Source organism: Leuconostoc carnosum (genome assembly GCF_014207505.1).
Classification (GTDB): Bacteria; Bacillota; Bacilli; order Lactobacillales; family Lactobacillaceae; genus Leuconostoc; species Leuconostoc carnosum.
In genome coordinates this window covers 168,352-189,028 of sequence record NZ_JACHGL010000001.1, presented here as the reverse complement: position 1 = coordinate 189,028, position 20,677 = coordinate 168,352, and the positions used below count along the sequence as shown (strand labels likewise).

The following is a 20,677-nucleotide window of genomic DNA, read 5'->3' as shown; positions in this document are numbered from 1 at the left end:
AATAGCATAATAGACAAACATGGAATTATATTGTAACATAGACCAACCTATTAAGCGTGCAATTAAATGTTAGGTGTCGATCTAATAAAAATGATACGTGCCAAGTGTCCGAGTTAAAAAACATAAGAATTAGGCGCTATTTATGAAAAAGGCAAACCTTTTTTCTCTCAGGACTCGCCGTAACTGTTATATTGATTTCACTACTAGGTCCTCATGTTACCGCCATAACAATACTAAAAACACATCTTTAACAATGGTTATACCAAGTCAAGATGTGTTTTTTATTTGATTGCTACGTAACAAGGTACTATGGTACAACGAGAACGCTAATATTATGAATAGCCTGCTAAATCAACTGAATCATAAAAAATTTAAATTGGTTAGTCAATTTAAATCAATTTTTCCATATTAAACCATTGCTCATCAGCATGGTTCGACTTTGAAATTCCCATGTTTTTATAACCATTCTTTTCATAAAACGGAATTCTATCTATTAAGCAAGTTAGAGACATCGCAATTCTCTCATCGCTTTTTGCATGATTCTCTAATTCTAACAATAGCAAACTTCCTATCCCCAGTCCTCTAGCATCGGGAGAGACCGCGATGGTTTGTACTGTTTGATAACCGCCACGTGAGACACTTTTTGGATTTTTTTCATACATCCAATCTTCTATAAATTGTTCCTTAACTGCGGGTCCACAAATAAATCCTATAATTTGATCGTCATCATTTACAGCGACAAAGAAACTTTCCCGAAAATTTTTAATTCGGTCTTCATATTGTTCTTTTGTTCCTGCTTCCAGCTCATTGAAGCCTTTGTTTTCTATTTCTATAATTGCCGTTAAATCATCTCTATTCACATTCCTAATTTTCATGAATAAACCTCTTTAATTTAATATTTTCATTATATCAAAGGCAACAGTATTTTGTTATCACAGTAATAATAGATAGCAGTTAAAGTGCTTCATTCTTTGTTTTTTACTTATCCATAATAACTTCATCAGATACGTTGTGTCACTCTAACGTAACCATAACAATCAATGTTGACACATATTTGCTCAAAGAAAAAGAACAAGCACAAGATGTGCTCATTCTCGCTATATATACTATTCCCACTCAACAGTAGCTGGTGGCTTCGCTGTAATGTCATAGACGACACGATTAATGTGTCCAACTTCGTTAACAATACGCGCTGAAATTTTTTGTAGTAATTCCCATGGTAAGTGAGCAAAATCAGCTGTCATGCCATCTACCGAAGTAATAGCACGAATAGCAATCGTATAGTCGTAGGTACGATAGTCTCCCATAACGCCTACTGAACGAACGCCAGTCAAGACTGTAAAGTACTGCCAAACATCACCCTCTAGTCCAGCTTTAGCAATTTCGTCACGTAGGATCCAATCTGAATCTCTAACAATTTCTAGCTTGTCTTCTGTGATGTCACCCAAGATACGAATGCCAAGACCAGGTCCAGGGAATGGTTGACGCCAGACCATTTCATGTGGCATATCCAAGGTCTCACCTAGTTCACGAACTTCATCTTTAAAGAGTGTATTCAGTGGTTCAATTAACTTAAACTGCATATCTTCAGGTAGCCCACCGACATTATGGTGTGATTTAATTGTTTGCGCAGTATCTGTACCTGACTCAATCACATCAGTATATAATGTACCTTGCGCCAGAAAATCAATACCATCAAGCTTTGTGGCTTCATCATTGAAGACTTGAATAAATTCATTACCAATAATCTTGCGCTTTTTTTCTGGGTCAGTCACCCCAGCTAATTGAGACAAAAAGCGTTCTTGTGCATCAACTTTGATAATGTTTAATCCAAATTGACCGCCCATCATTTCCATCACTTGCTGCGCTTCGTTTTTACGTAACAATCCATGGTCAACAAAAATTGACGTTAATTGATCACCAATAGCTTTATGCAATAAAACACCAACAACTGATGAATCAACACCACCAGAAAGTCCCAATAATACTTTCTTGTCACCAACAATATTCCTGATATGAGCAATTTGTTGATCAACGAAGCCGCTCATATCCCAATTAGCCTCAGCTTGCGCAATGTCAAACACAAAATTATGCAAAATCTGTTTACCGTGTTCAGATAATGTTGTTTCTGCATGAAACTGCACACCATATAAACGACGTTCTTCATTAGCAATAGCAGCAATTGGTGTCTTATCTGAGCCACCGGCCACTTCAAATCCTTCAGGTAACTTTACAACATTATCCGAATGGCTCATTAGAACAGTTTGTTCAACTGGTGTATCAGCAAACAACCGGCCAGCGTGATCAGTTTGTTTTAGAATTGTTTGACCAAATTCACCATTCCCAGGATTGGCTTCAACGCTACCACCTAGTTGTTGTGCCATCAATTGCATGCCATAACAAACACCAAGCACAGGAACGCCTAAATTAAACAGTTCTTGATCGATGCTAAAGGCATCTTCTTCATAAACAGATTTTGGACCACCTGATAAAATAATTGCTTTTGGATGATAGGCTTTTATTTCAGAAATAGTCATATTACGTGACTTCAACTCAGAAAAAACGCCCATTTCACGGATACGGCGGGTAATTAATTGATTATATTGGCTACCATAGTCCAATACAAGAACTTTATCGGCATTAATTTCAGCCATGCTTTACTCTCCCTTTAGTACATGTTTAAACTTAACAATGAGAATAAAACGATAGATCATTTTTATTCTTAAAATCAACTTTATCATATATCACTTTGCGTAATTAGGTGCAATTTTTGTAATTTCAACATCATGTGGATGTGATTCACGCAAACCATTATCTGTAATTTGAACAAACTTTGCTGACAATTTCAAATCTGAAATTGTTGATGAGCCTGTATATCCCATCCCTGCACGTAAGCCACCATCAGTTTGGAAAATAGCATCATCAATTGACATATCACCACCAGCAAAGGTACCATCCGCGGACAAAACCTCACCTTTGAGTAAATCAGTTACTAAAATTGCAGATGCTCCAGCTGAGATAGCTTTAACAACATCTCCAGAGTAGTGAGCACCACCAGAAGCAATCACTGCTTTATCAAAATCAGCTGCCACTTCTGCAATTGCCATTGTTGTTGTTAAAAATGGATATAACACATTATTAGGTAGTTCTGAGTTCACTGCACGCCCTGCAATGACGGCGTCAACACCATCTTGGTACAATGCCCCAGCAATTCCTTGATCTTCAATAACCCCAACAGCTAAGAATGTTGTTGGAAATGCTTTACGTACAGCTTTGACAATTTCATTTGTTTCATGAGTGAGTGCATCTTTAAGATAGAAAAAGATTGCATCAGCGCCGGCTGTAACTAACTTTTTAACTCGGTCTTGTGCACCAGTAGATAACCAAACTTCAGCAGCGACGCGAAGATGATTCTGAGCATCTACGAAAGCATTGGGATATTTTTCAAAATCAACAACTGTTTGTTTAGCAGTGGCAATTGTTGCTGACTGTGCATCAATATCTTCCTGCTCCGCCACTACGCCTAATCCACCATTTAATGCTGTTGGTACAACTCTAACATCAGTAGCAACACCATTGGCTTCAGAAATCAAAGGAATATTTAAGATGAAATTGTTAGCTAATTGTGTTGATAACGATACTGTATGTGGTAAAACATTTGAAGCACCAGGTACAAGCAACACTTGATCATACCCTAAACCTTGGTTTTTATTATTTTCAGACATATTATTTCTCCATTACTGACTGCTTAGAATGTTGGTATCGTATACTTTGACTCAGTTTTTGACAGCGCCTCTTCATAATCAATACCGGTGATATCACGTGCAATATGACGATTTTTTGATAAATCTGTAATTGCACTTTCACCCATTTCAGACATTTCTTGGCGAATACTATTCATAACAGGGGTCAAGATGTCTGCCAATGCCCCTTTATACTCAACACGTGCCTCAATACCTTCGGGTACCATCTTTTTAGCTTCGTTAACTTCACCTTGAAAATAACGATCTTTTGAACCGGCTTCCATAGCGGCAATTGATCCCATACCTCTATAAGTTTTATATTTCTTACCGTTATCTTCAAAAATTTCGCCCGGTGTTTCTTTTGTACCAGAAAACATTGAACCCAACATCACAGCATTACCACCTGCAGCCATTGCCTTGACAATATCCTCAGCTGTTTTTGCACCACCATCAGCAATAATTGCTTTACCGCGACGAACACCTTCATCAGCAGCATCACGAACTGCTGATATTTGTGGTACGCCAATGCCAGCAACAACACGCGTTGTGCAAATAGACCCGGGACCAATACCAACTTTAACAACATCAGCACCAGCATCATACAAAGCTGCTGCCCCCTCTGAGGTTGCAATATTACCCGCAATAATATTTAAGTCTGGGAAAGCATTACGTACTTCAGTTACTTTGCGTAAAACACCTTCCGAATGACCGTGTGCAGAATCTAAAACAATTGCATCAACACCAGCATTAACCATTGCTTCAACACGTTTAACTGTATCTGAGGTCACACCTACTGCACCAGCAACCAATAACTGCTCTTTTGCGTCCACAGCAGCATGATCATATTGTTTAGGATCGAAAGTGGCTGTTTTTACTTGTTTAACTTCATCAGCTTGTTCAGCAATAGTCATATTTTTATGAATAACACCTAACCCACCCAACTTTGCCAATTCTATAGCAAAATTAGCCTCAGTAACAGTATCCATTGCAGCAGAAATCAACGGAATATTTAGTTGTAACGTCGGTGTTAAACTAGTTGAAACATTGACATTATTAGCTTGAACGGTCGTATTTTTGTCGTTCATTAACTTGACATCTTCAAACGTTAAGCCCATCTTAGCAAACTTATTACGTGAACTAAATTTAGGCTTTTCATCGTCTAAAAAGAATTTTTGCATGAGATCCTCCGATTTAAATACATTAAACACCCCGCAATGATGTTTAACACGCGTTAATTAGGCCTTTTTGCTAATACAATTATTAGCTGATCCGCCGATTTAAATTGTAACAAATTGTATTATTATACCAAAAAAGCACCTGGGATATATAGATCCACAAATGCTTAGACTTCGCCATTAAGGTCGTGTTGCATTTGCGAATAGTCACGACTTTAGGGGCGTGGTAGAAACTGCTAGCCATTTTCTAGCAATATATCTGCAAACCAATATTTATTAATAGCTTTACTTTAACGGTTTTTATTAGAAAAAGCAAGACCTATTCGACGTGACCTGCAAAACTCGGTTCAAAGTTAGCTGAAATCGTTTCAATGCGCACATTTTCGCCAGAATCGGGTGCCGAAACATACTGATTACCACCGATGTAAATTGCAACATGATAGCTTGCTCCAGGTGTTCCCCAGAACAACAAATCACCTGGTTGTGCTTGCGTAACGGCTTTCTGTTGGACATACGACTCTTGCACAACTGAAGAATGAGGTAATGAAATACCAGCAGCATTTTGAAATACATAACTCACAAATCCAGAACAATCAAATCCTTGCGTGTTAGTTCCACCCCATTCATAAGGAATATCCTGTGTGACCAAATTTTTAGCTAATGACACAATACCATTTATATTAGTGTCTGTTTTAGGTTGTGTTTTATTAACTGGCTGTACATTTGATGCACTTTCTGACTGTGAAATCGATGATTTGTCTGATCCTGCAGCCACTGAATGAGCTGTTGTTTCTGGATCAGTCGCCGCCGTGACTGATTCCACTGTATTTTGTCCTTGATCAGCAATGTCACTTTTCTGACTAGCAGTTTGAACTACTGATGATGCGGTCGTATCATTTGTATTTTTAGATGTTGCCATATCAGGTAAAGTTTCACTAACCTGATTTGATGTGGTTTGTGTTAAAGACATATCCACTTGCGAAGAAACGCTACTTACTGAAGGCGCCGATGACTGACTTACAACTGGTACATCACTACTTGTAATATTCTCACTCGCTGATGAAGCATCAGTGGGTGCTTGCACCACTGATGCTTCGTTACCTACTTGTGAGTTTAAACTGTCATCAACGCTGACATCAGTTTTAGGCTCTAATGCTGTTTCCGCTGCAGTTGATTTTTCCGTATCAACAGTCACAGGTGACGAATCCGTTTTTTCTGATTCAACACTTGTAGTAGGCGTTTGACTTGGCAAAGTAATTTTTTGACCGACAGAAATTAAATCAGAACCATTATTCGCCAAAACCAGTTCTTCAACATTTACGTTATGATGATTGGCAATAGACCATAGCGAATCACCACTTTTAACCGCATAAGTTTTTGAGTTCACTGCTGACTTAATAATCTGCTCTCTCTTAGAGTCAGACACTTGAGTAACTTTATTTTTAGCAATTTTCAAGGGTGATTTTGATAGTGCCGTTTTTTGTGTCGATAAATTAGAAGGCTCGGTGACTGATTCCACAGCTTTATCGACAACCTGTTGCGCTACATCTGCATGAGCTATCCCCGTCCCAATGGCAGCTATTCCCAACAAACTAAAACCTGATACAATAATTTTCTTATCAATTCTTTCCATATGTTAATCCTCTACTCGTTCGCATAAACTTTAACAATTCTTAACTACTTTAGTTTATCGTAAACTTCATTAATAAAATTTAATATATAAAATTATTAATCAATCTAAAATAATTATGAAATATGATTGTAATATAGTTGTGATTATCACCGCAAAAAAACGATGAACGTAATTGTTCATCGTTTTTTACATTTTTTGTAGCCGCGCAATTCGTTCCTCAATAGGTGGATGCGTATCAAACAAGTGTTTCTTTTGTTTAAGCGGATTACTAATATATAAAGATGCTGAAGATGGATCGACATTTTCCATTGGTTTGGCAGACCCTAGTTTACTTAGCGCAGAAATTAATTCTTCAGGATTACGAGTTAATTCAACACTTCCTGCATCTGCTAAATATTCACGATTTCGTGAAATAGCTAATTGTACCACTGTTGCAACAAGTGGTGCTAATACCATAATAATAATGGAAAAAATCAGAAGGAAAATTTGAGCACCATTACTCCCGCTTTCTCGGTTATCACGACGATTTGTCCCACTACCCCAAAACCACCAGTTACTCCCAAGATTGACAAGTAATGAAATAGCCGCTGTTAGAGCGAGGGCAATCGTAGAAATACGGATATCATAATTACGAATATGACTGATTTCATGCCCTATGACACCTTCCAATTCATGGCGGTTCATGATTTTTAATAAACCGGTTGTCGCGGCAACAGCAGAATTTTTAGGACTATTACCTGTCGCAAATGCATTAGGACTATCATCTTGAATAATAAAAACACGGGGCATTGGTACTTGTGCTACCATCGACATATCTTCAACTGTATGCCATAGTTCTGGTTCTTCATCAGCATTTTTTATCTCTGTACCATGGTTCATTGCCATAACCACACTAGTTGAGTTACTAATCATAATCAACGTATAGATCACACCAATGACAATAGCCGCAATAATGCCGAGTTCAAGAGAACCAAGTAATAGGTATCCAACCGCAGCGCCAACAATAGCTACCAAAATGAAAAAGCCAACCAATAGCACAATGGTACGGCGCTTATTTGATTGTATTTGCTCGTATAACATTAAAATTTAACCGTTGGTACTTCTTTTTCATTTTCTGGCACAACAATAAATTCACTAGGTTCAAAATGATGAATACCTGCAATAATATTACTTGGGAAAGATTGTAACTTCGTGTTGTAACTTGCAGTTGTTGTGTTAAATAATTGACGTGAATAAGCAATTTTGTTTTCTGTATTCGTTAACTCTTCCTGTAACTTATTAAAACTTGTACTTGCTTTTAAGTCAGGATATGCTTCTGCCACAGCAAACAAATGTGATAAAGCACCAGTTAATTGATCAGAAGCTGCCATTGTTGCAGCAGGTCCCTGCGCATTATTGACACTTGCTCGTGCATCTGTAACGGCTTGTAAAGTTGATTTTTCAAAATCAGCGTAACCCTTAACAGTATTGACAAGGTTAGGAATCAAATCATTTCGGCGCTTAAGTTGCACATCAATTTGACTCCACGCTTCTTGCGTAAGCATGCGTGACTTCACCAAGCCGTTATAAACAGCAACCCAAATGATAGCAATCACTGCGACAACAGCAATAATAATAATAATTGCCATAATTTACCTCTTCTTTTCTAAGTGTGAAAATAATACAATATATAAAACTTTATAACTCAATTGTCTCATATACCAACCTAATCCACAAATACTTCACGCTTATCTTTTAAAGCAACTATATTGAGATTACCCATGTACCACCGATAAAAGAATGGTAATTGCTGCAATAACGTATAAATCGTCACCTTTTGATGATCATCTACTATGTCATAATGCCATTGTGCATGTCCACCGTCAACACGTTGTTGTAGTAACTTGATGATAACATCGCCAACCGCTATTTCAGCGCCAGTTTGCTCATTTTGTATTCTTTTTAAAATGAATTGTTGCTTAGCAGCCGAAACGAAAAGAGCATCCAAAATATCTGCTGATAAGTCTTTTTGTGTCATAACTAAATTCCCCTGATTTGCAGTATCACTACCTGGTAACACAATATCATAATCTGCCTCAGCAAGTTGTTCAGCAATGGCAGTTAAACGCTTTTGGAAAGTTGCTAATGCTTCCACTCCAGCAATTTGAAGTGCTTCTGTTTGTACTAAGGTCGCAAATTGCTGCGCATCAAGATAAAAACGTCTACGTACAACATCCCAATAAAGTACTCGTAAATTTTGAGCAGTCTCTTCCAAATAGTAACCGCCTGCAGCTAACGGCGCTTTGGTAAATCGAAATGAGGCATTTGGCCACTCTTCAAAATGAAGTTCAACCACTTTTTGTGCCTGAGGTAATGTCACCACAGTTGTTGATAAGGAAGCTGACATAGCAAATTTTGCAAACGCCAATGTGACCCAATGTGTATCAGGAAACCAAAAAGGGTTATCAATACGCACCATTTTTGATTGATGACTATCGAAATCTAAAATTTTTTGTAATACATCCAATATTTCTATTAAATTTTCAGTTGTTCCTAGCGTATCGATAAGTAGGTGTAAACGATCAAAAAGACGCAAATCCTTGCCTAATTGTTCACTATAATTTTTTATTTTAAAGTTATCCATAGTCTAATTTTTCTGCTGTAATGCGTGGATGTATGAGACGTAAATTTGCTCTAGCGCTCCAATAAATGATGTTAAATCGGTAAATGTAGTAAAAATAGCTTGTAACTCCAGTTGCCGCAACACATCTAGTTTTTCTAATTTTAATAGTTCTTTTTGTTGTTCATCAAGTTTATTTTGAACTTCTGGTACACGTTTTTGTGTCGCCAATAATAATTCTCGTTTCTTTTCAAGTGACTGCTTGGTCAACTTATCTCCTCTACCAAATAAACCAGCCTTATTGCTAATTAATTCTGCTAGTTGATCCTCAATCACTCGCAATTCTAATGATCGTTTAGTGTTGTCAGACAAGAAACCTTCTAATCCATCAATAATCTTATTAATTTCTTGTATTTTAATATCGTCAAGTGTTCCACCATCTGGTAATTTAGCTGTTGCTGTTAGTTCCGAAATCAAATGATTATCTAATGTTAATGACGCGGATAATATATCTAAAACACCTAATTGGCGATGATTCCACCAGTCACCAATATAAACATCATACAGTGTTGGCTCATCTTGTACTGGGTTAAAAGTTAAAAAGTCGAATTGACTAGTCAAATAACCAATCAATTCTGGGGCCAAAAATGAAGCGATATCATTTTGAAGATCTGAAACAAGCACAGATAGGTGTGCGTTACTATCGGCGTGTTCACGTTGTCTAATTTGTTCATTAAATTTTTGCGAGTCTAGTAATTCATAAACTTTGGAAACTTGGTTATTATTAATAGCCAACTCCAATTGATTTAAATATTGTATCTTACTGTCCAACCGATTAATTAAAACTGGTTGAAGTACAGTTTGTGTGTCTCGATTTGTCATATTTACGCCTCCATATAGCACAAAACTTAATTTTAGCATACACCAATTTATCACTTAAAAATAGCTTGTTAATGATTTTTTATCTTATTTTACAATAAAAAAACAGCAACACATGTCACTGTTTAGGTCGTAAAATACGTGGTATATAACGCATTTTATTTCCCAGTAATTCACTAACAAACCCCATACGTAAGTATAACGTAATAACAATGATACCACCAATTCCAGCTGATAATAAGGCTGTTATGGTCACTGATAATTTATTATCTTCGGGTAATATAAACTGACTAAAGCCAAAGACAATTAGGTAAACAATTACGGCCATAATGGCTGCACCAACAAACATTTGCCATAGCTCACGGCTGACTGTTGACAGCGAAACACCATAAACTGTATTCAGATAATCCAACATATAAGCAACTGCAACTGCCATACCAAGCACACTTGCCATTAATGCCCCCATCCCCTCAAAATAACGCACTAACGGTATTTGGAAAGCAAGTTTGATAACCAAGCCAATAACAAATGATTTAATAACAATAGATACTTCTGATAATGCTTGCAAGATGAATGACAAAAGCATAAATAAACTAAAGGCAATCGCTAGTATTGTTGAATATTCCAGCAAATAAATGCCCTCTTGATTTGTCACATCAATTGGATAAAACATTTTATACAGTGGCCCTGCGATTGCAAACATGCCTAGAGTACTAGGTAGCATAACCAAAGCAAATAATTTAATCACTTGCTCTAATTGGGCTTGAATCTTTTCATGAGTTAATGTGGCTTTACTACCTGACAGCATAGGCAACGCCGTTGCTGCAATACTTGTTGAAAACGGTACAATAATCATAATCAGCTTATTGGGGTTAGCACTAAATAGAGCAAATTTAACTTCCAACTGCTCACTAGATAGTGTGAAAAAGTGATTCATAATATTAAAATACGTGTACTGATCAACAAGTTGAAAGAGTGTAATTGCTGAGCCAATAATAATAAACGGCCACGATTCCTTCAAAATATTAACTATCATACTAAACGTACGCGTTTTTTCTAGAGGTGCACTTGGATGCCATGAGCGCACAACAATGCTATGATACTTGATCCATCCCCAGCCAAGCACAATCATACTGAAAATAGCACCAATAAACGCCGCAAATGTAGATTGAACAACCACAGCGGTCCAATTATTTGGATTAATACTTAAAATAGTTATGGTAGTGACTAACATATATGCGGTACGCGCAATTTGCTCAATAACCTGAGACAGCGCGGAAACACTCATTAGCTGATGCCCTTGAAAAATCCCACGGATCATGGACATCAAAGGAAATATAGCTACAGCAGGCGCTAGTGACCGTAATACGGGAATAAAGTTATCATGCCCATTAGATAACATTGGGGCCATAACATAAATTGCAATACCAAAGACAATACCCAGAACAACACCTAACATTAATGATTGTCTCGTGAGTTGTCGAGAACGATAAACATCATTACGTGAATCAAACTCTGCAACTAACTTTGAAATTGCGGCTGGTATACCAAACGTTGCAATAGCCAAGAACATACCATAAATGTTATATCCTTGCCCAAATAAAGCGTTAGCTCGGTTCGAATTAGTCCCTAATAAAGCCATCCAAGGTACAATATAAACAGCACCAAGTACACGTGACACAATATTTCCTGCCGATAACCATGCGGATCCTTTAACTAAGGTCGCGCGATCATTATCTGATGCAGTATTTGGCGATGACGTGCTAACTTGACGATTATCTTTGGCAGATGTCTTTGGTTCTTGATTTTTCAAGCTAGGTTTTTTGCTAACAATGTTTGTCCGCGCACGATTATTTTTTGCTTTAATAGCATTAATCTCTTCCTGTGTAGGCTGAGAACTGACTTCTGTTTTTGGTTTTTTATGCCCATCAAAATGACCATCATAAGGACGCTGTTGGTGTTTTTGTTTTAAACGTTGACGGGCTTTTTCAAGTATTTCGTCGGCACTCAGTACCTTACCATCAACATTAACTTTATCTACATGTTGTCCGAGTTCATTCGGCGCACTTGGACGCTTTTTATCCGCCATTGAGTGTACTCCTTTGGAATTATGTACGTCAGTTACATTACATAACTGACTTTCGGAGTTAACTTAATTTCTCCATTTTATAAATTAACATAACTATATTAGTTTATCCAACTACAATATTGATGAATTTACCTGGGATAGCAATGATCTTTCGTATTTCTTTACCATCGATAAAGTTTTGAACATTTTCATCCGCTTTAGCTAAATCAATCATACTGTTCTTATCAATGTCCCGTGTAACTTTTGCCTTACCACGTACTTTACCATTGACTTGGAAAATAATTTCTACTGTATCATCAACTATTTGTGTTTCATCATACTCTGGCCATGTTACGTAGGTTATTGATGACTCATGTCCCAAACGCAACCATAATTCTTCAGCCATATGTGGGGCAAATGGTGCTAATAACTGCGTAAATCCATTCATATAATCAATTGGCAACGCCTCTGATTTGTATGCTTCGTTAACAAATACCATCATCTGTGAAATGGCTGTATTAAATCGCATATTTTCTACATCATCAGTTACTTTTTTAACTGTCTGATTATAAACTTTATCCAAATCACCTTGATTAACTGTTGTCACATGATCACGTAGTTGTCCGGCATCATCAACTAGCAAACGCCAAACACGATCAAGCCAACGACGTGAACCAGTAATACCTTCCTCAGACCAAGGTTTACTCTGCGTCAAAGGTCCCATGAACATTTCATAGACGCGTAATGTATCGGCACCAAATTGTGCCACGATGTCATCTGGGTTAACAACATTACCCTTTGATTTAGACATTTTTTCATGATTGCCGCCCAAAATCATCCCTTGGTTAACCAACTTTTGGAATGGCTCTTTTGTTGGCACAACACCTAAATCATATAAGAATTTATGCCAAAAACGCGCGTACAATAAGTGTAACACAGCATGTTCTGCACCACCAACATACAAATCGACATTCATCCAATACTTTAGCTTATCAGGGTCTGCTAGTTTTTCTTGGTTATGCGGATCAACAAAGCGTAAGAAGTACCAAGATGAGCCAGCCCATTGTGGCATTGTATTTGTCTCTCGACGTCCTTTAACACCATCCTCACGTGTTACTTCTAACCAGTCAGTCAGATTGGCTAGTGGTGACTCACCATTCCCAGAAGGACGTAATTCAGTCGCACGTGGCAGTAACAATGGCAATTCGTTTTCCGGCACTAAACTCTTTGTCCCATCTTCCCAATGAATAACTGGAATAGGTTCCCCCCAATAGCGTTGGCGTGAAAATATCCAATCACGCAAACGGAAATTAGTCTGCGAATGACCTGCACCATGTTCTTCAAGCCAGCTAATAATGTTATCGATAGCAGTTACTTTGTCGAAACCATTCAAAAAGTCAGAATTAATATGCACGCCATCACCGATATAAGGCGCTTGAGTGATATCACCACCTTCAATGACTGGTTTGATTGTTAAATTAAATTTGTTGGCAAATTCAAAATCACGTTCATCATGAGCAGGCACCGCCATAATTGCGCCAGTCCCATAGCTAGCCAAAACATAGTCAGCAATCCAAATAGGCAACTTTTCCCCATTTACAGGGTTAATACCATATGCTCCTGTAAATACACCAGTTTTATCTTTATTTAAGTCGGTCCGTTCCAAGTCAGATTTAGCAGATATCATCGCGCGGTAGTCACTAACTGCTTGACTTTGCTCGTCTGTCACAATCTCATTAACTAGCTGATGCTCGGGTGCTAATACCATGTAAGAGGCACCAAAAAGCGTATCAGGTCGTGTAGTATAGACCTCAATTTGTTTATCAGAATGATCAATGTTGAAAAATACGGCAGCACCTTTAGAACGGCCAATCCAGTGACGTTGTTGTTCTTTAATGGCTTCTGGCCAATCTAACTCTTCTAAATCATCCACTAACCGGTCTGCGTAAGCAGTAATTTTCAAAACCCATTGACGCAAAGCCTTGCGCTCAACTCGATTACCTGAGCGTTCTGACTTACCATCAATAACCTCTTCATTAGCTAAAACAACGCGGTCAATGGGATCCCAATTAACCATCATTTTAGATTCATATGCCAAACCTTTTTCGTACAATTTCTCAAAAATCCATTGTGTCCATTTATAATACTCTGGGTCCGTTGTATTAATTTCACGATCCCAATCGTATGATAAACCTAGTGATTGGATTTGTTCACGAAAGTGAGCAACATTTTGACTTGTGAAATCTGCCGGATTGTGTCCTGTTTTCATCGCATATTGTTCTGCTGGTAGACCAAAAGCATCCCAACCCATAGGATGTAGTACATTAAAGCCCTTAGCTCGCTTGAACCGGCTCATAATATCTGTTGCTGTATAGCCCTCAGGATGACCAACATGTAGGCCTTGTCCTGACGGATATGGAAACATGTCTAAGGCATAGTACTTGGGCTTACTTGTATCATCAGTAGTCTTAAAAGTATGATTGTCTGACCAAAACTTTTGCCATTTTTGTTCTATTTTTTGATGTTCGTATGTCATATTTCTAGCGTGTATCATTAATTCAACCAATCTCAGTGGCTTTATCTAAAAAATTAATGTCGATTAACACGTTTCCTCCTAAATTTGTTTTCTAAACAATAAAAAAATCCCCCTGTGTGACACTAAAAAATGTCACATAGGGCGAATCATCGCGGTACCACCTATGTTCACGTATTGCTACGTCTCAAATGCCCTAACGCGACAACACGTTGAAAACTACTATAAGTTCATTTTCAAAAAAATTCAACCGAGTTCTACATCTTGCTTGGTAAACTTGCATTCCCGTTTACTTTCTGATGCCACGCCATGTATAGTAATGTTGAACATAATGGTTTCATTATATCACGTTTCACATAAATCAGGTATACTATATGTTATGAATATAAAACACAAGCTACAATATTTATCTGTCGTTCTGGCACTATTATTATTTTTATGCTTAACAGTTGGTGTCATGTCAAATGCCACCTGGATTGATAGTTTAAATCGATTGGTTAGAAACATCATTCAACAACGGTCTCCACTAGCTGACAGTTTCTTTTTCAACGTCACACAGTTAGGCGGTGTAACTTTCACAATATTATTAACAATAATTTTATCAGCTATTTTAGGCTATTATCATCATTACCGACAACTTGGATTTTTAATAGTTAACGTTTTATTTTTTGCTGGCTTCATCACACAACTAGTGAAACGTTTTGTGCAAAATCCACGGCCCTTACCGCAATTAATACCAGAATCTGGTTTTAGCTTTCCTTCTGGACACACTATGATGGCCGTTCTATTATATGGCACGCTAATTATTTTAGCGCACATAAACATCAAACAACAGCATATTCGAAACATCATACTTGGTCTACTGGCTATACTGATGGTTCTTATCCCAATCAGTCGAATATATATTAATGTCCACCACCCCACCGACATTTTCGCTGGCGTGACTTTGGGCTATAGTTTACTTGTTTTATCAACAAAAATATTTCATATTGGAGGCACTTATGATTCCAAATAGTCAAGCATTCTCTCACGAATTAATTGAAGAAACTGTAAAAGTCGGTGATATAGTCATTGATGGTACAACTTCTAATGGGTCGAATACTAGATTTTTAGCTACTCGAATAGGAAAATCTGGTCAAGTAATAAGTTATACCACTACTAAAGATAACGCTAATGCCACAGCTGCCTCATTATTTATGAGCGGTCTATTAGAACGCGTCACATTACTAAGTAAAAACATTGATGAGCAATTCATCACGGAACTTGGATCAAATAACCAAGTCAGCTTGGTTATCTTTGATTATTCTGAAGATGTACAAAACGAAAATAACCTACCATTAGACTACCTCAATCAAGTTAATCATGTTTTGCCTCGCCTGACACACGGTGGTTTACTCATAATTAAATTTAATCATCAACCAAACAGTTGGCATAATTTTAGCGACAGCCTATTATCAGCAGATTATAAACAAGCCTGCTACTTAACTGAAAATATCACGACTTACTTGATAGAACGTATTTAAAAGAAAGATTTTCTAAAATGACTAAAAAAAATCAATACATACTACTTGCGGCAATATCAACGTTACTTGTCATCATTATTGTCTCAGTCATCGTCATGATGTCAAACCAAACATCTAGTGATAATACCAAAAGCGATCCCGCTTTGAACAACGTTGCCTTACCTCAACTTAATCAAACTGTAACTGATAAAGAAAGTGAAGTTAAACTTGAAACCACTTATGGTGATGTCATAATTAAATTATTTAATCAATACGCACCACTGGCAGTTGAAAATTTCTTAACACATGCGAAAGCTGGCTACTACGATCATACAATCTTTCACCGTGTGATGGCTGACTTCATGATTCAAGGCGGCGACCCCAAAGGAAATGGTTCTGGCGGCGAGTCGATTTGGCATGATAAAGATAAACAAATAGATAGTGGCAAAGGATTTAAAAATGAAATTAGCACATCACTATATAATATTCGTGGTGCTTTATCAATGGCAAATGCTGGTGAAAACACTAACGGTTCTCAATTCTTTATTAACCAAAACTCAAATAATCAAGCTCAAAAAATTGATAAAAATAACTATCCAAATAAAATTGCGACAGCCTATAAAAAAGGTGGTAACCCACAATTAGATGGTAGCTACACCGTATTTGGACAAGTCATGAGTGGGATGAATGTTGTTGATAAAATTGCGAATGCAAAAGTGAAAACTACTGGTGAAGGTTCTGAACCAATAGCGCCAGTTAAAATTAATCATATTACAATTCTAAAAGAAGTGAAATAAAAAGCTACGAAAAATTATTTTTCGTAGCTTTTTCATTACTTTCAAATAATTATCGCATAACCAATACATCCATGTCAGCTACCTGGATTACGAAAGCGGGCACTGTACCTGCCATAACACGCTGTAACGGACTTAATCCTGTCTTACCCACAACAATCAAATCACTATTATGATCTTTTGGAAATTCACGTGCAATCACTTGCTTTGGTGAGCCAAAGCGAACGTGAATATCTGTATTGTCGTGACCCAAAGACTTAGCATATTCATAAGCTTTATTAATCACTTTTTCAGCATCTTGTTCCATTTGATAAATGATATCATCATTCATGACAACAGTACCAAAGTATCCGCCACTACGTGTATCAACAACTGTCAAAATATCTAAATGTGCTTGTGGTGCAAACTCAACCGCTTTTTTAATCAACACATTGGATACATCTGAGCCATCAATTGCTACTAAAATATTCTTATATGCCATAATCATTTATTCTGCTACGCTATCCAGCGTGACAAGCTCCTTATTTATTTATTACATCTTTATTATACTGCTTTGTTTCATAAAATGTAAGCGCTTTTATTAAAATTTCTGAAAACCACCACGTTTAATTTTTTCTATACCATGACTTGTTCCAATAATAATTTCATCTACGGTGTCCAAAAAAAGTCCATGTTCCACGATACCCACACGCCGATCTAAATAATTCCCCAGCTCATGCGGTTGATCAATAGTTTCCAAATGTAAATCAACAATAAAATGTCCCATATCTGTGATAATCGGTTTATCGTCTTTTTCACGTAAAATTGGATACAAATGTTGCGTTGCAAATTCAGCTATTAATTTCCCGCTACCAAATGGCACAATTTCTACAGGTAATGGAAATTGACCTAATTTTTCATGTACTTTTTGACTATCAACAATCCAAATGATTTTTTTAGAATTTTTGGCAACAATTTTTTCCATTAAAAAGGCTGCACCACCACCTTTAATGCCATTCATATGCTGATCAACTTCATCTGCGCCATCGATAGTTATATCAATCATTGGTGCATCATCAATATCTAAAACTTTTATGCCCAACTGTTGTGCTCTTGCCGCCGTTTTAAAAGACGTGGTGACACCAACAATACTCAAATGCTCAAGCTCTAGACGTTCTGCCAATGCTTTCAAAAAGAAATCAACAGTTGAACCTGTTCCCAAGCCAACAACCATCCCATCATCTATCAGTTCTGAAGCTGCAACACCAGCATGCTTCTTTTCTAAATTAATATTTGTCATAACTTTATCATAACAAAAAAACTCAACCTTTTTTGGCCAAGTCTCAATTATTATAATACTTTTTTCAAAAAGTCTTGCGCTCGAGCAGTTTTTGGCTGTTCAAAAAATGCTTCTGGCTCTGCAATCTCTTGTATTGCCCCATCAGCCATAAACCAAATTGTATCAGCAACTTCGCGAGCAAAACCCATTTCATGAGTCACTACTAACATAGTCATCCCACTTTCTGCCAAATCCTTCATGGTGTTTAATACTTCGCCAACCATTTCAGGGTCTAAGGCACTCGTTGGTTCATCAAAGAGTAAGACATCCGGTGACATCGCCAATGCACGAGCAATGGCCACACGCTGCTGCTGTCCACCTGATAAACTAGCTGGATAAACATCTGCCTTATCTGATAAACCAACCTGCTTCAACAAATCTTTAGCTAATTGTGTTGCCGAACTATTAGAAATATTTTTTACCTTCATAGGTGCTAATTTAATATTTTCTATAACCGATAAGTTAGGAAATAAGTTAAAACTTTGAAATACCATTCCCATTTTCTCACGTAATCTATCTAATTGTTTTTCACTCAAATTTGTTAATTCATTGTCTTCAAAAATGACTTGCCCACTAGTTGGTGCATCTAATAAATTGATTGCTCGTAAGAATGTTGATTTTCCAGCACCTGACGGTCCAAGAATAGCAATAACTTCGCCTTGCTTCACAGTTGTATTGACATTATCAAAAATGACTTTGTCACTATATTGCTTTTTTAAATTTTTTATTGTTAGTAAGTTAACCATCATAAAATTTCCTTTGATTTATTATGTTAAGTATACAACAATATATATAATATACACTTATTATTCATTTATTTTTTGAATAATTGTATATAATTGCATATAAAATGAGTTATACTAGCAGGAACGGAGGACATTATGGCAAAAATTGTTAATCGCGAAGAGCAACTAAAAAATTCACTAGACGATTTAATTTCTTTTCCAACAGATCATGATGATGATAATGAACGTCAGAATGCATTAGGTCGTGATTTGGAGTCTAAGGACAGAAAGTAAAAGTTTAAATTATAAATCAAACGCATAAAAGGTGCCCCATGAGATAGGTAATAAATCTCATGGGGCACCTTTTATAATATCTATACGTAATTTATTTAGTAAAAGAAAAGCGTCTCTAACTTTGGATAAATTAATAACCAAAGTTAGAGACGCACAACATAAAATTTAATTTTATATTGTAAATAAATATTTATTAATCTTCAATTTCAGTAACTGTTCCGGCACCAACAGTGTGGCCACCTTCACGAACAGTAAACTTCAATCCTTGTTCAATAGCAACTGGTGAAATCAATTCAATTTCAAATGTTACTTGGTCACCAGGCATAACCATTTCTACGCCAGCTGGTAATTCAACAACACCTGTAACATCAGTTGTGTGGAAGTAGAATTGTGGACGGTAGTTAGTGAAGAATGGTGTATGACGACCACCTTCTTCCTTAGAAAGGACATAAACTTCTGCCTTGAACTTCTTGTGTGTCTTAATTGAACCTGGTTGAGCCAAAACTTGACCACGTTCAATTTCGTTACGATCAACACCACGCAACAAAGCACCAATATTGTCACCCGCTTGAGCTTCATCTAAAGTCTTACGGAACATTTCGATACCAGTAACAGTAGTCTTCTTGACTTCATCCTTCATACCGATAATTTCAATTTCAGTACCAGTAGTCAATACACCACGGTCAACACGACCAGATGCAACAGTACCACGACCAGTAATTGTAAATACATCTTCAACTGGCATCAAGAAAGGCTTATCATTTTCACGCTTTGGTTCTGGAATATATGAATCAACAGTATCCATCAATTCTTCGATAACCTTAACTTGTTCAGGATCACCTTCAAGAGCCTTCAAAGCTGAACCCTTTAATACAGGAATATCATCGCCTGGGAAATCGTATTCTGATAATAGTTCACGAACTTCCATTTCAACTAAGTCGACTAATTCTTCATCATCAACCAAGTCTGTCTTGTTCAAGAAGACAACTAAGTAGTCAACACCAACTTGACGTGCCAACAAAATATGTTCACGTGTTTGTGGCATAGGACCATCAGTTGCAGCAACAACCAAGATAGCACCATCCATTTGAGCGGCACCAGTGATCATGTTTTTAACATAATCAGCGTGTCCTGGGGCATCAATATGAGCATAGTGACGTGCTTCTGTTTCATATTCGATATGAGAAGTGTTGATCGTGATTCCACGTTCCTTCTCTTCAGGAGCATTATCAATTTCAGCAAAATCAGTAGCTGTACGGCCCTGCTTTTCAGCCAATACCTTTGAGATTGCGGCTGTCAAAGTCGTCTTTCCGTGATCGACGTGTCCAATAGTACCAATGTTAACGTGGGGCTTAGTGCGAACGTAAGTTTCCTTAGCCAATGTAGTTTCCTCCAAAATTCATTTTTCAATAAT

At 37.2% G+C, this 20,677-nt stretch carries 19 protein-coding genes and 1 riboswitch; of the genes, 4 read left to right on the top strand and 15 right to left on the bottom strand.

Annotation, left to right across the window (positions count from 1 at the left end; genetic code table 11):
* Positions 1-389 precede the first annotated feature (389 nt).
* From HNQ98_RS00880 to leuS, 11 genes are all read right to left on the bottom strand, one after another.
* Entirely contained in the window at positions 390-875 is a 486-nt protein-coding gene (locus HNQ98_RS00880; RefSeq protein ID WP_135197560.1) for a GNAT family N-acetyltransferase, read from the bottom strand.
* A 231-nt stretch (positions 876-1,106) separates the two neighbouring features.
* Positions 1,107-2,654 carry a glutamine-hydrolyzing GMP synthase gene (gene guaA / locus HNQ98_RS00875; RefSeq protein ID WP_135197561.1) on the bottom strand — a complete coding sequence of 516 codons (1,548 nt, stop codon included), beginning with the start codon at positions 2,652-2,654 and terminating at the stop codon, positions 1,107-1,109.
* Positions 2,655-2,744: 90 nt separating this feature from the next.
* The gene (locus tag HNQ98_RS00870) at positions 2,745-3,725 is read right to left on the bottom strand and encodes an IMP dehydrogenase (RefSeq protein WP_135197562.1); all 981 of its coding nucleotides are present in this window, start codon (positions 3,723-3,725) and stop codon (positions 2,745-2,747) included.
* A 23-nt stretch (positions 3,726-3,748) separates the two neighbouring features.
* Positions 3,749-4,921 carry an IMP dehydrogenase gene (gene guaB / locus HNQ98_RS00865; protein ID WP_135197563.1) on the bottom strand — a complete coding sequence of 391 codons (1,173 nt, stop codon included), beginning with the start codon at positions 4,919-4,921 and terminating at the stop codon, positions 3,749-3,751.
* 181 nt (positions 4,922-5,102) lie between these two features.
* Positions 5,103-5,199: riboswitch (purine riboswitch) on the bottom strand.
* A gap of 38 nt (positions 5,200-5,237) precedes the next feature.
* Positions 5,238-6,551, bottom strand: coding sequence for a C40 family peptidase (locus HNQ98_RS00860; RefSeq protein WP_135198160.1), 1,314 nt, complete (start codon positions 6,549-6,551; stop codon positions 5,238-5,240).
* 186 nt (positions 6,552-6,737) lie between these two features.
* Positions 6,738-7,631: a zinc metalloprotease HtpX gene (htpX, locus tag HNQ98_RS00855; protein ID WP_014974536.1), complete on the bottom strand. Its 894-nt coding sequence runs from the start codon at positions 7,629-7,631 to the stop codon at positions 6,738-6,740.
* Positions 7,631-8,179: a LemA family protein gene (locus tag HNQ98_RS00850; RefSeq protein ID WP_014974537.1), complete on the bottom strand. Its 549-nt coding sequence runs from the start codon at positions 8,177-8,179 to the stop codon at positions 7,631-7,633. The genes htpX and HNQ98_RS00850 overlap by 1 nt, the downstream gene beginning before the upstream one ends.
* A 77-nt stretch (positions 8,180-8,256) precedes the next feature.
* Positions 8,257-9,174, bottom strand: a complete 918-nt coding sequence (locus HNQ98_RS00845) for a hypothetical protein (RefSeq protein ID WP_135197565.1) — start codon at positions 9,172-9,174, stop codon at positions 8,257-8,259.
* A gap of 3 nt (positions 9,175-9,177) precedes the next feature.
* Positions 9,178-10,032, bottom strand: a complete 855-nt coding sequence (locus HNQ98_RS00840) for a hydrolase (protein WP_135197566.1) — start codon at positions 10,030-10,032, stop codon at positions 9,178-9,180.
* Positions 10,033-10,147: 115 nt separating this feature from the next.
* Entirely contained in the window at positions 10,148-12,118 is a 1,971-nt protein-coding gene (locus HNQ98_RS00835; RefSeq protein ID WP_184284884.1) for a putative polysaccharide biosynthesis protein, read from the bottom strand.
* Between the two features lie 103 nt (positions 12,119-12,221).
* Positions 12,222-14,633, bottom strand: coding sequence for a leucine--tRNA ligase (gene leuS / locus HNQ98_RS00830; RefSeq protein ID WP_135198161.1), 2,412 nt, complete (start codon positions 14,631-14,633; stop codon positions 12,222-12,224).
* Between the two features lie 376 nt (positions 14,634-15,009).
* Between leuS and HNQ98_RS00825 the strand changes: the two genes are divergently transcribed.
* Genes HNQ98_RS00825 through HNQ98_RS00815 form a run of 3 tightly spaced genes read left to right on the top strand, consistent with a single transcriptional unit; the run spans position 15,010 to position 16,929 of the window.
* Positions 15,010-15,645, top strand: a complete 636-nt coding sequence (locus tag HNQ98_RS00825; RefSeq protein WP_135197569.1) for a phosphatase PAP2 family protein — start codon at positions 15,010-15,012, stop codon at positions 15,643-15,645.
* Entirely contained in the window at positions 15,632-16,153 is a 522-nt protein-coding gene (locus HNQ98_RS00820) for a hypothetical protein (RefSeq protein ID WP_019039958.1), read from the top strand. The genes HNQ98_RS00825 and HNQ98_RS00820 overlap by 14 nt, the downstream gene beginning before the upstream one ends.
* 17 nt (positions 16,154-16,170) lie before the next feature.
* Positions 16,171-16,929: a peptidylprolyl isomerase gene (locus HNQ98_RS00815; RefSeq protein WP_135197570.1), complete on the top strand. Its 759-nt coding sequence runs from the start codon at positions 16,171-16,173 to the stop codon at positions 16,927-16,929.
* Between the two features lie 49 nt (positions 16,930-16,978).
* Here the strand turns inward: HNQ98_RS00815 and HNQ98_RS00810 are convergent, their stop codons facing one another.
* The 3 genes from HNQ98_RS00810 to HNQ98_RS00800 form a co-directional block, all read right to left on the bottom strand.
* Positions 16,979-17,407, bottom strand: a complete 429-nt coding sequence (locus HNQ98_RS00810) for a universal stress protein (protein WP_135197571.1) — start codon at positions 17,405-17,407, stop codon at positions 16,979-16,981.
* Positions 17,408-17,506: 99 nt separating this feature from the next.
* The gene (gene rpiA / locus HNQ98_RS00805; protein WP_135197572.1) at positions 17,507-18,205 is read right to left on the bottom strand and encodes a ribose-5-phosphate isomerase RpiA; all 699 of its coding nucleotides are present in this window, start codon (positions 18,203-18,205) and stop codon (positions 17,507-17,509) included.
* A 50-nt stretch (positions 18,206-18,255) separates the two neighbouring features.
* Entirely contained in the window at positions 18,256-18,990 is a 735-nt protein-coding gene (locus HNQ98_RS00800; RefSeq protein WP_184284907.1) for an amino acid ABC transporter ATP-binding protein, read from the bottom strand.
* A gap of 135 nt (positions 18,991-19,125) precedes the next feature.
* Here HNQ98_RS00800 and HNQ98_RS00795 point away from each other — a divergent pair, with 135 nt between their 5' ends.
* Positions 19,126-19,263 carry a hypothetical protein gene (locus HNQ98_RS00795; protein ID WP_172600975.1) on the top strand — a complete coding sequence of 46 codons (138 nt, stop codon included), beginning with the start codon at positions 19,126-19,128 and terminating at the stop codon, positions 19,261-19,263.
* A 193-nt stretch (positions 19,264-19,456) separates the two neighbouring features.
* On the opposite strand, the gene tuf is transcribed toward HNQ98_RS00795, so the two are convergent.
* The gene (tuf, locus tag HNQ98_RS00790) at positions 19,457-20,644 is read right to left on the bottom strand and encodes an elongation factor Tu (protein WP_014974550.1); all 1,188 of its coding nucleotides are present in this window, start codon (positions 20,642-20,644) and stop codon (positions 19,457-19,459) included.
* Positions 20,645-20,677 lie beyond the last annotated feature (33 nt).

Excerpts from the sequence above, each read along its gene's own strand:
- HNQ98_RS00880 (WP_135197560.1), bottom strand. The coding sequence starts at position 875 with ATGAAAATTAGGAATGTGAATAGAGATGATTTAACGGCAATTATAGAA.
- guaA (WP_135197561.1), bottom strand. The coding sequence starts at position 2,654 with ATGGCTGAAATTAATGCCGATAAAGTTCTTGTATTGGACTATGGTAGC.
- HNQ98_RS00870 (WP_135197562.1), bottom strand. The coding sequence starts at position 3,725 with ATGTCTGAAAATAATAAAAACCAAGGTTTAGGGTATGATCAAGTGTTG.
- guaB (WP_135197563.1), bottom strand. The coding sequence starts at position 4,921 with ATGCAAAAATTCTTTTTAGACGATGAAAAGCCTAAATTTAGTTCACGT.
- HNQ98_RS00860 (WP_135198160.1), bottom strand. The coding sequence starts at position 6,551 with ATGGAAAGAATTGATAAGAAAATTATTGTATCAGGTTTTAGTTTGTTG.
- htpX (WP_014974536.1), bottom strand. The coding sequence starts at position 7,631 with ATGTTATACGAGCAAATACAATCAAATAAGCGCCGTACCATTGTGCTA.
- HNQ98_RS00850 (WP_014974537.1), bottom strand. The coding sequence starts at position 8,179 with ATGGCAATTATTATTATTATTGCTGTTGTCGCAGTGATTGCTATCATT.
- HNQ98_RS00845 (WP_135197565.1), bottom strand. The coding sequence starts at position 9,174 with ATGGATAACTTTAAAATAAAAAATTATAGTGAACAATTAGGCAAGGAT.
- HNQ98_RS00840 (WP_135197566.1), bottom strand. The coding sequence starts at position 10,032 with ATGACAAATCGAGACACACAAACTGTACTTCAACCAGTTTTAATTAAT.
- HNQ98_RS00835 (WP_184284884.1), bottom strand. The coding sequence starts at position 12,118 with ATGGCGGATAAAAAGCGTCCAAGTGCGCCGAATGAACTCGGACAACAT.
- leuS (WP_135198161.1), bottom strand. The coding sequence starts at position 14,633 with ATGACATACGAACATCAAAAAATAGAACAAAAATGGCAAAAGTTTTGG.
- HNQ98_RS00825 (WP_135197569.1), top strand. The coding sequence starts at position 15,010 with ATGAATATAAAACACAAGCTACAATATTTATCTGTCGTTCTGGCACTA.
- HNQ98_RS00820 (WP_019039958.1), top strand. The coding sequence starts at position 15,632 with ATGATTCCAAATAGTCAAGCATTCTCTCACGAATTAATTGAAGAAACT.
- HNQ98_RS00815 (WP_135197570.1), top strand. The coding sequence starts at position 16,171 with ATGACTAAAAAAAATCAATACATACTACTTGCGGCAATATCAACGTTA.
- HNQ98_RS00810 (WP_135197571.1), bottom strand. The coding sequence starts at position 17,407 with ATGGCATATAAGAATATTTTAGTAGCAATTGATGGCTCAGATGTATCC.
- rpiA (WP_135197572.1), bottom strand. The coding sequence starts at position 18,205 with ATGACAAATATTAATTTAGAAAAGAAGCATGCTGGTGTTGCAGCTTCA.
- HNQ98_RS00800 (WP_184284907.1), bottom strand. The coding sequence starts at position 18,990 with ATGGTTAACTTACTAACAATAAAAAATTTAAAAAAGCAATATAGTGAC.
- HNQ98_RS00795 (WP_172600975.1), top strand. The coding sequence starts at position 19,126 with ATGGCAAAAATTGTTAATCGCGAAGAGCAACTAAAAAATTCACTAGAC.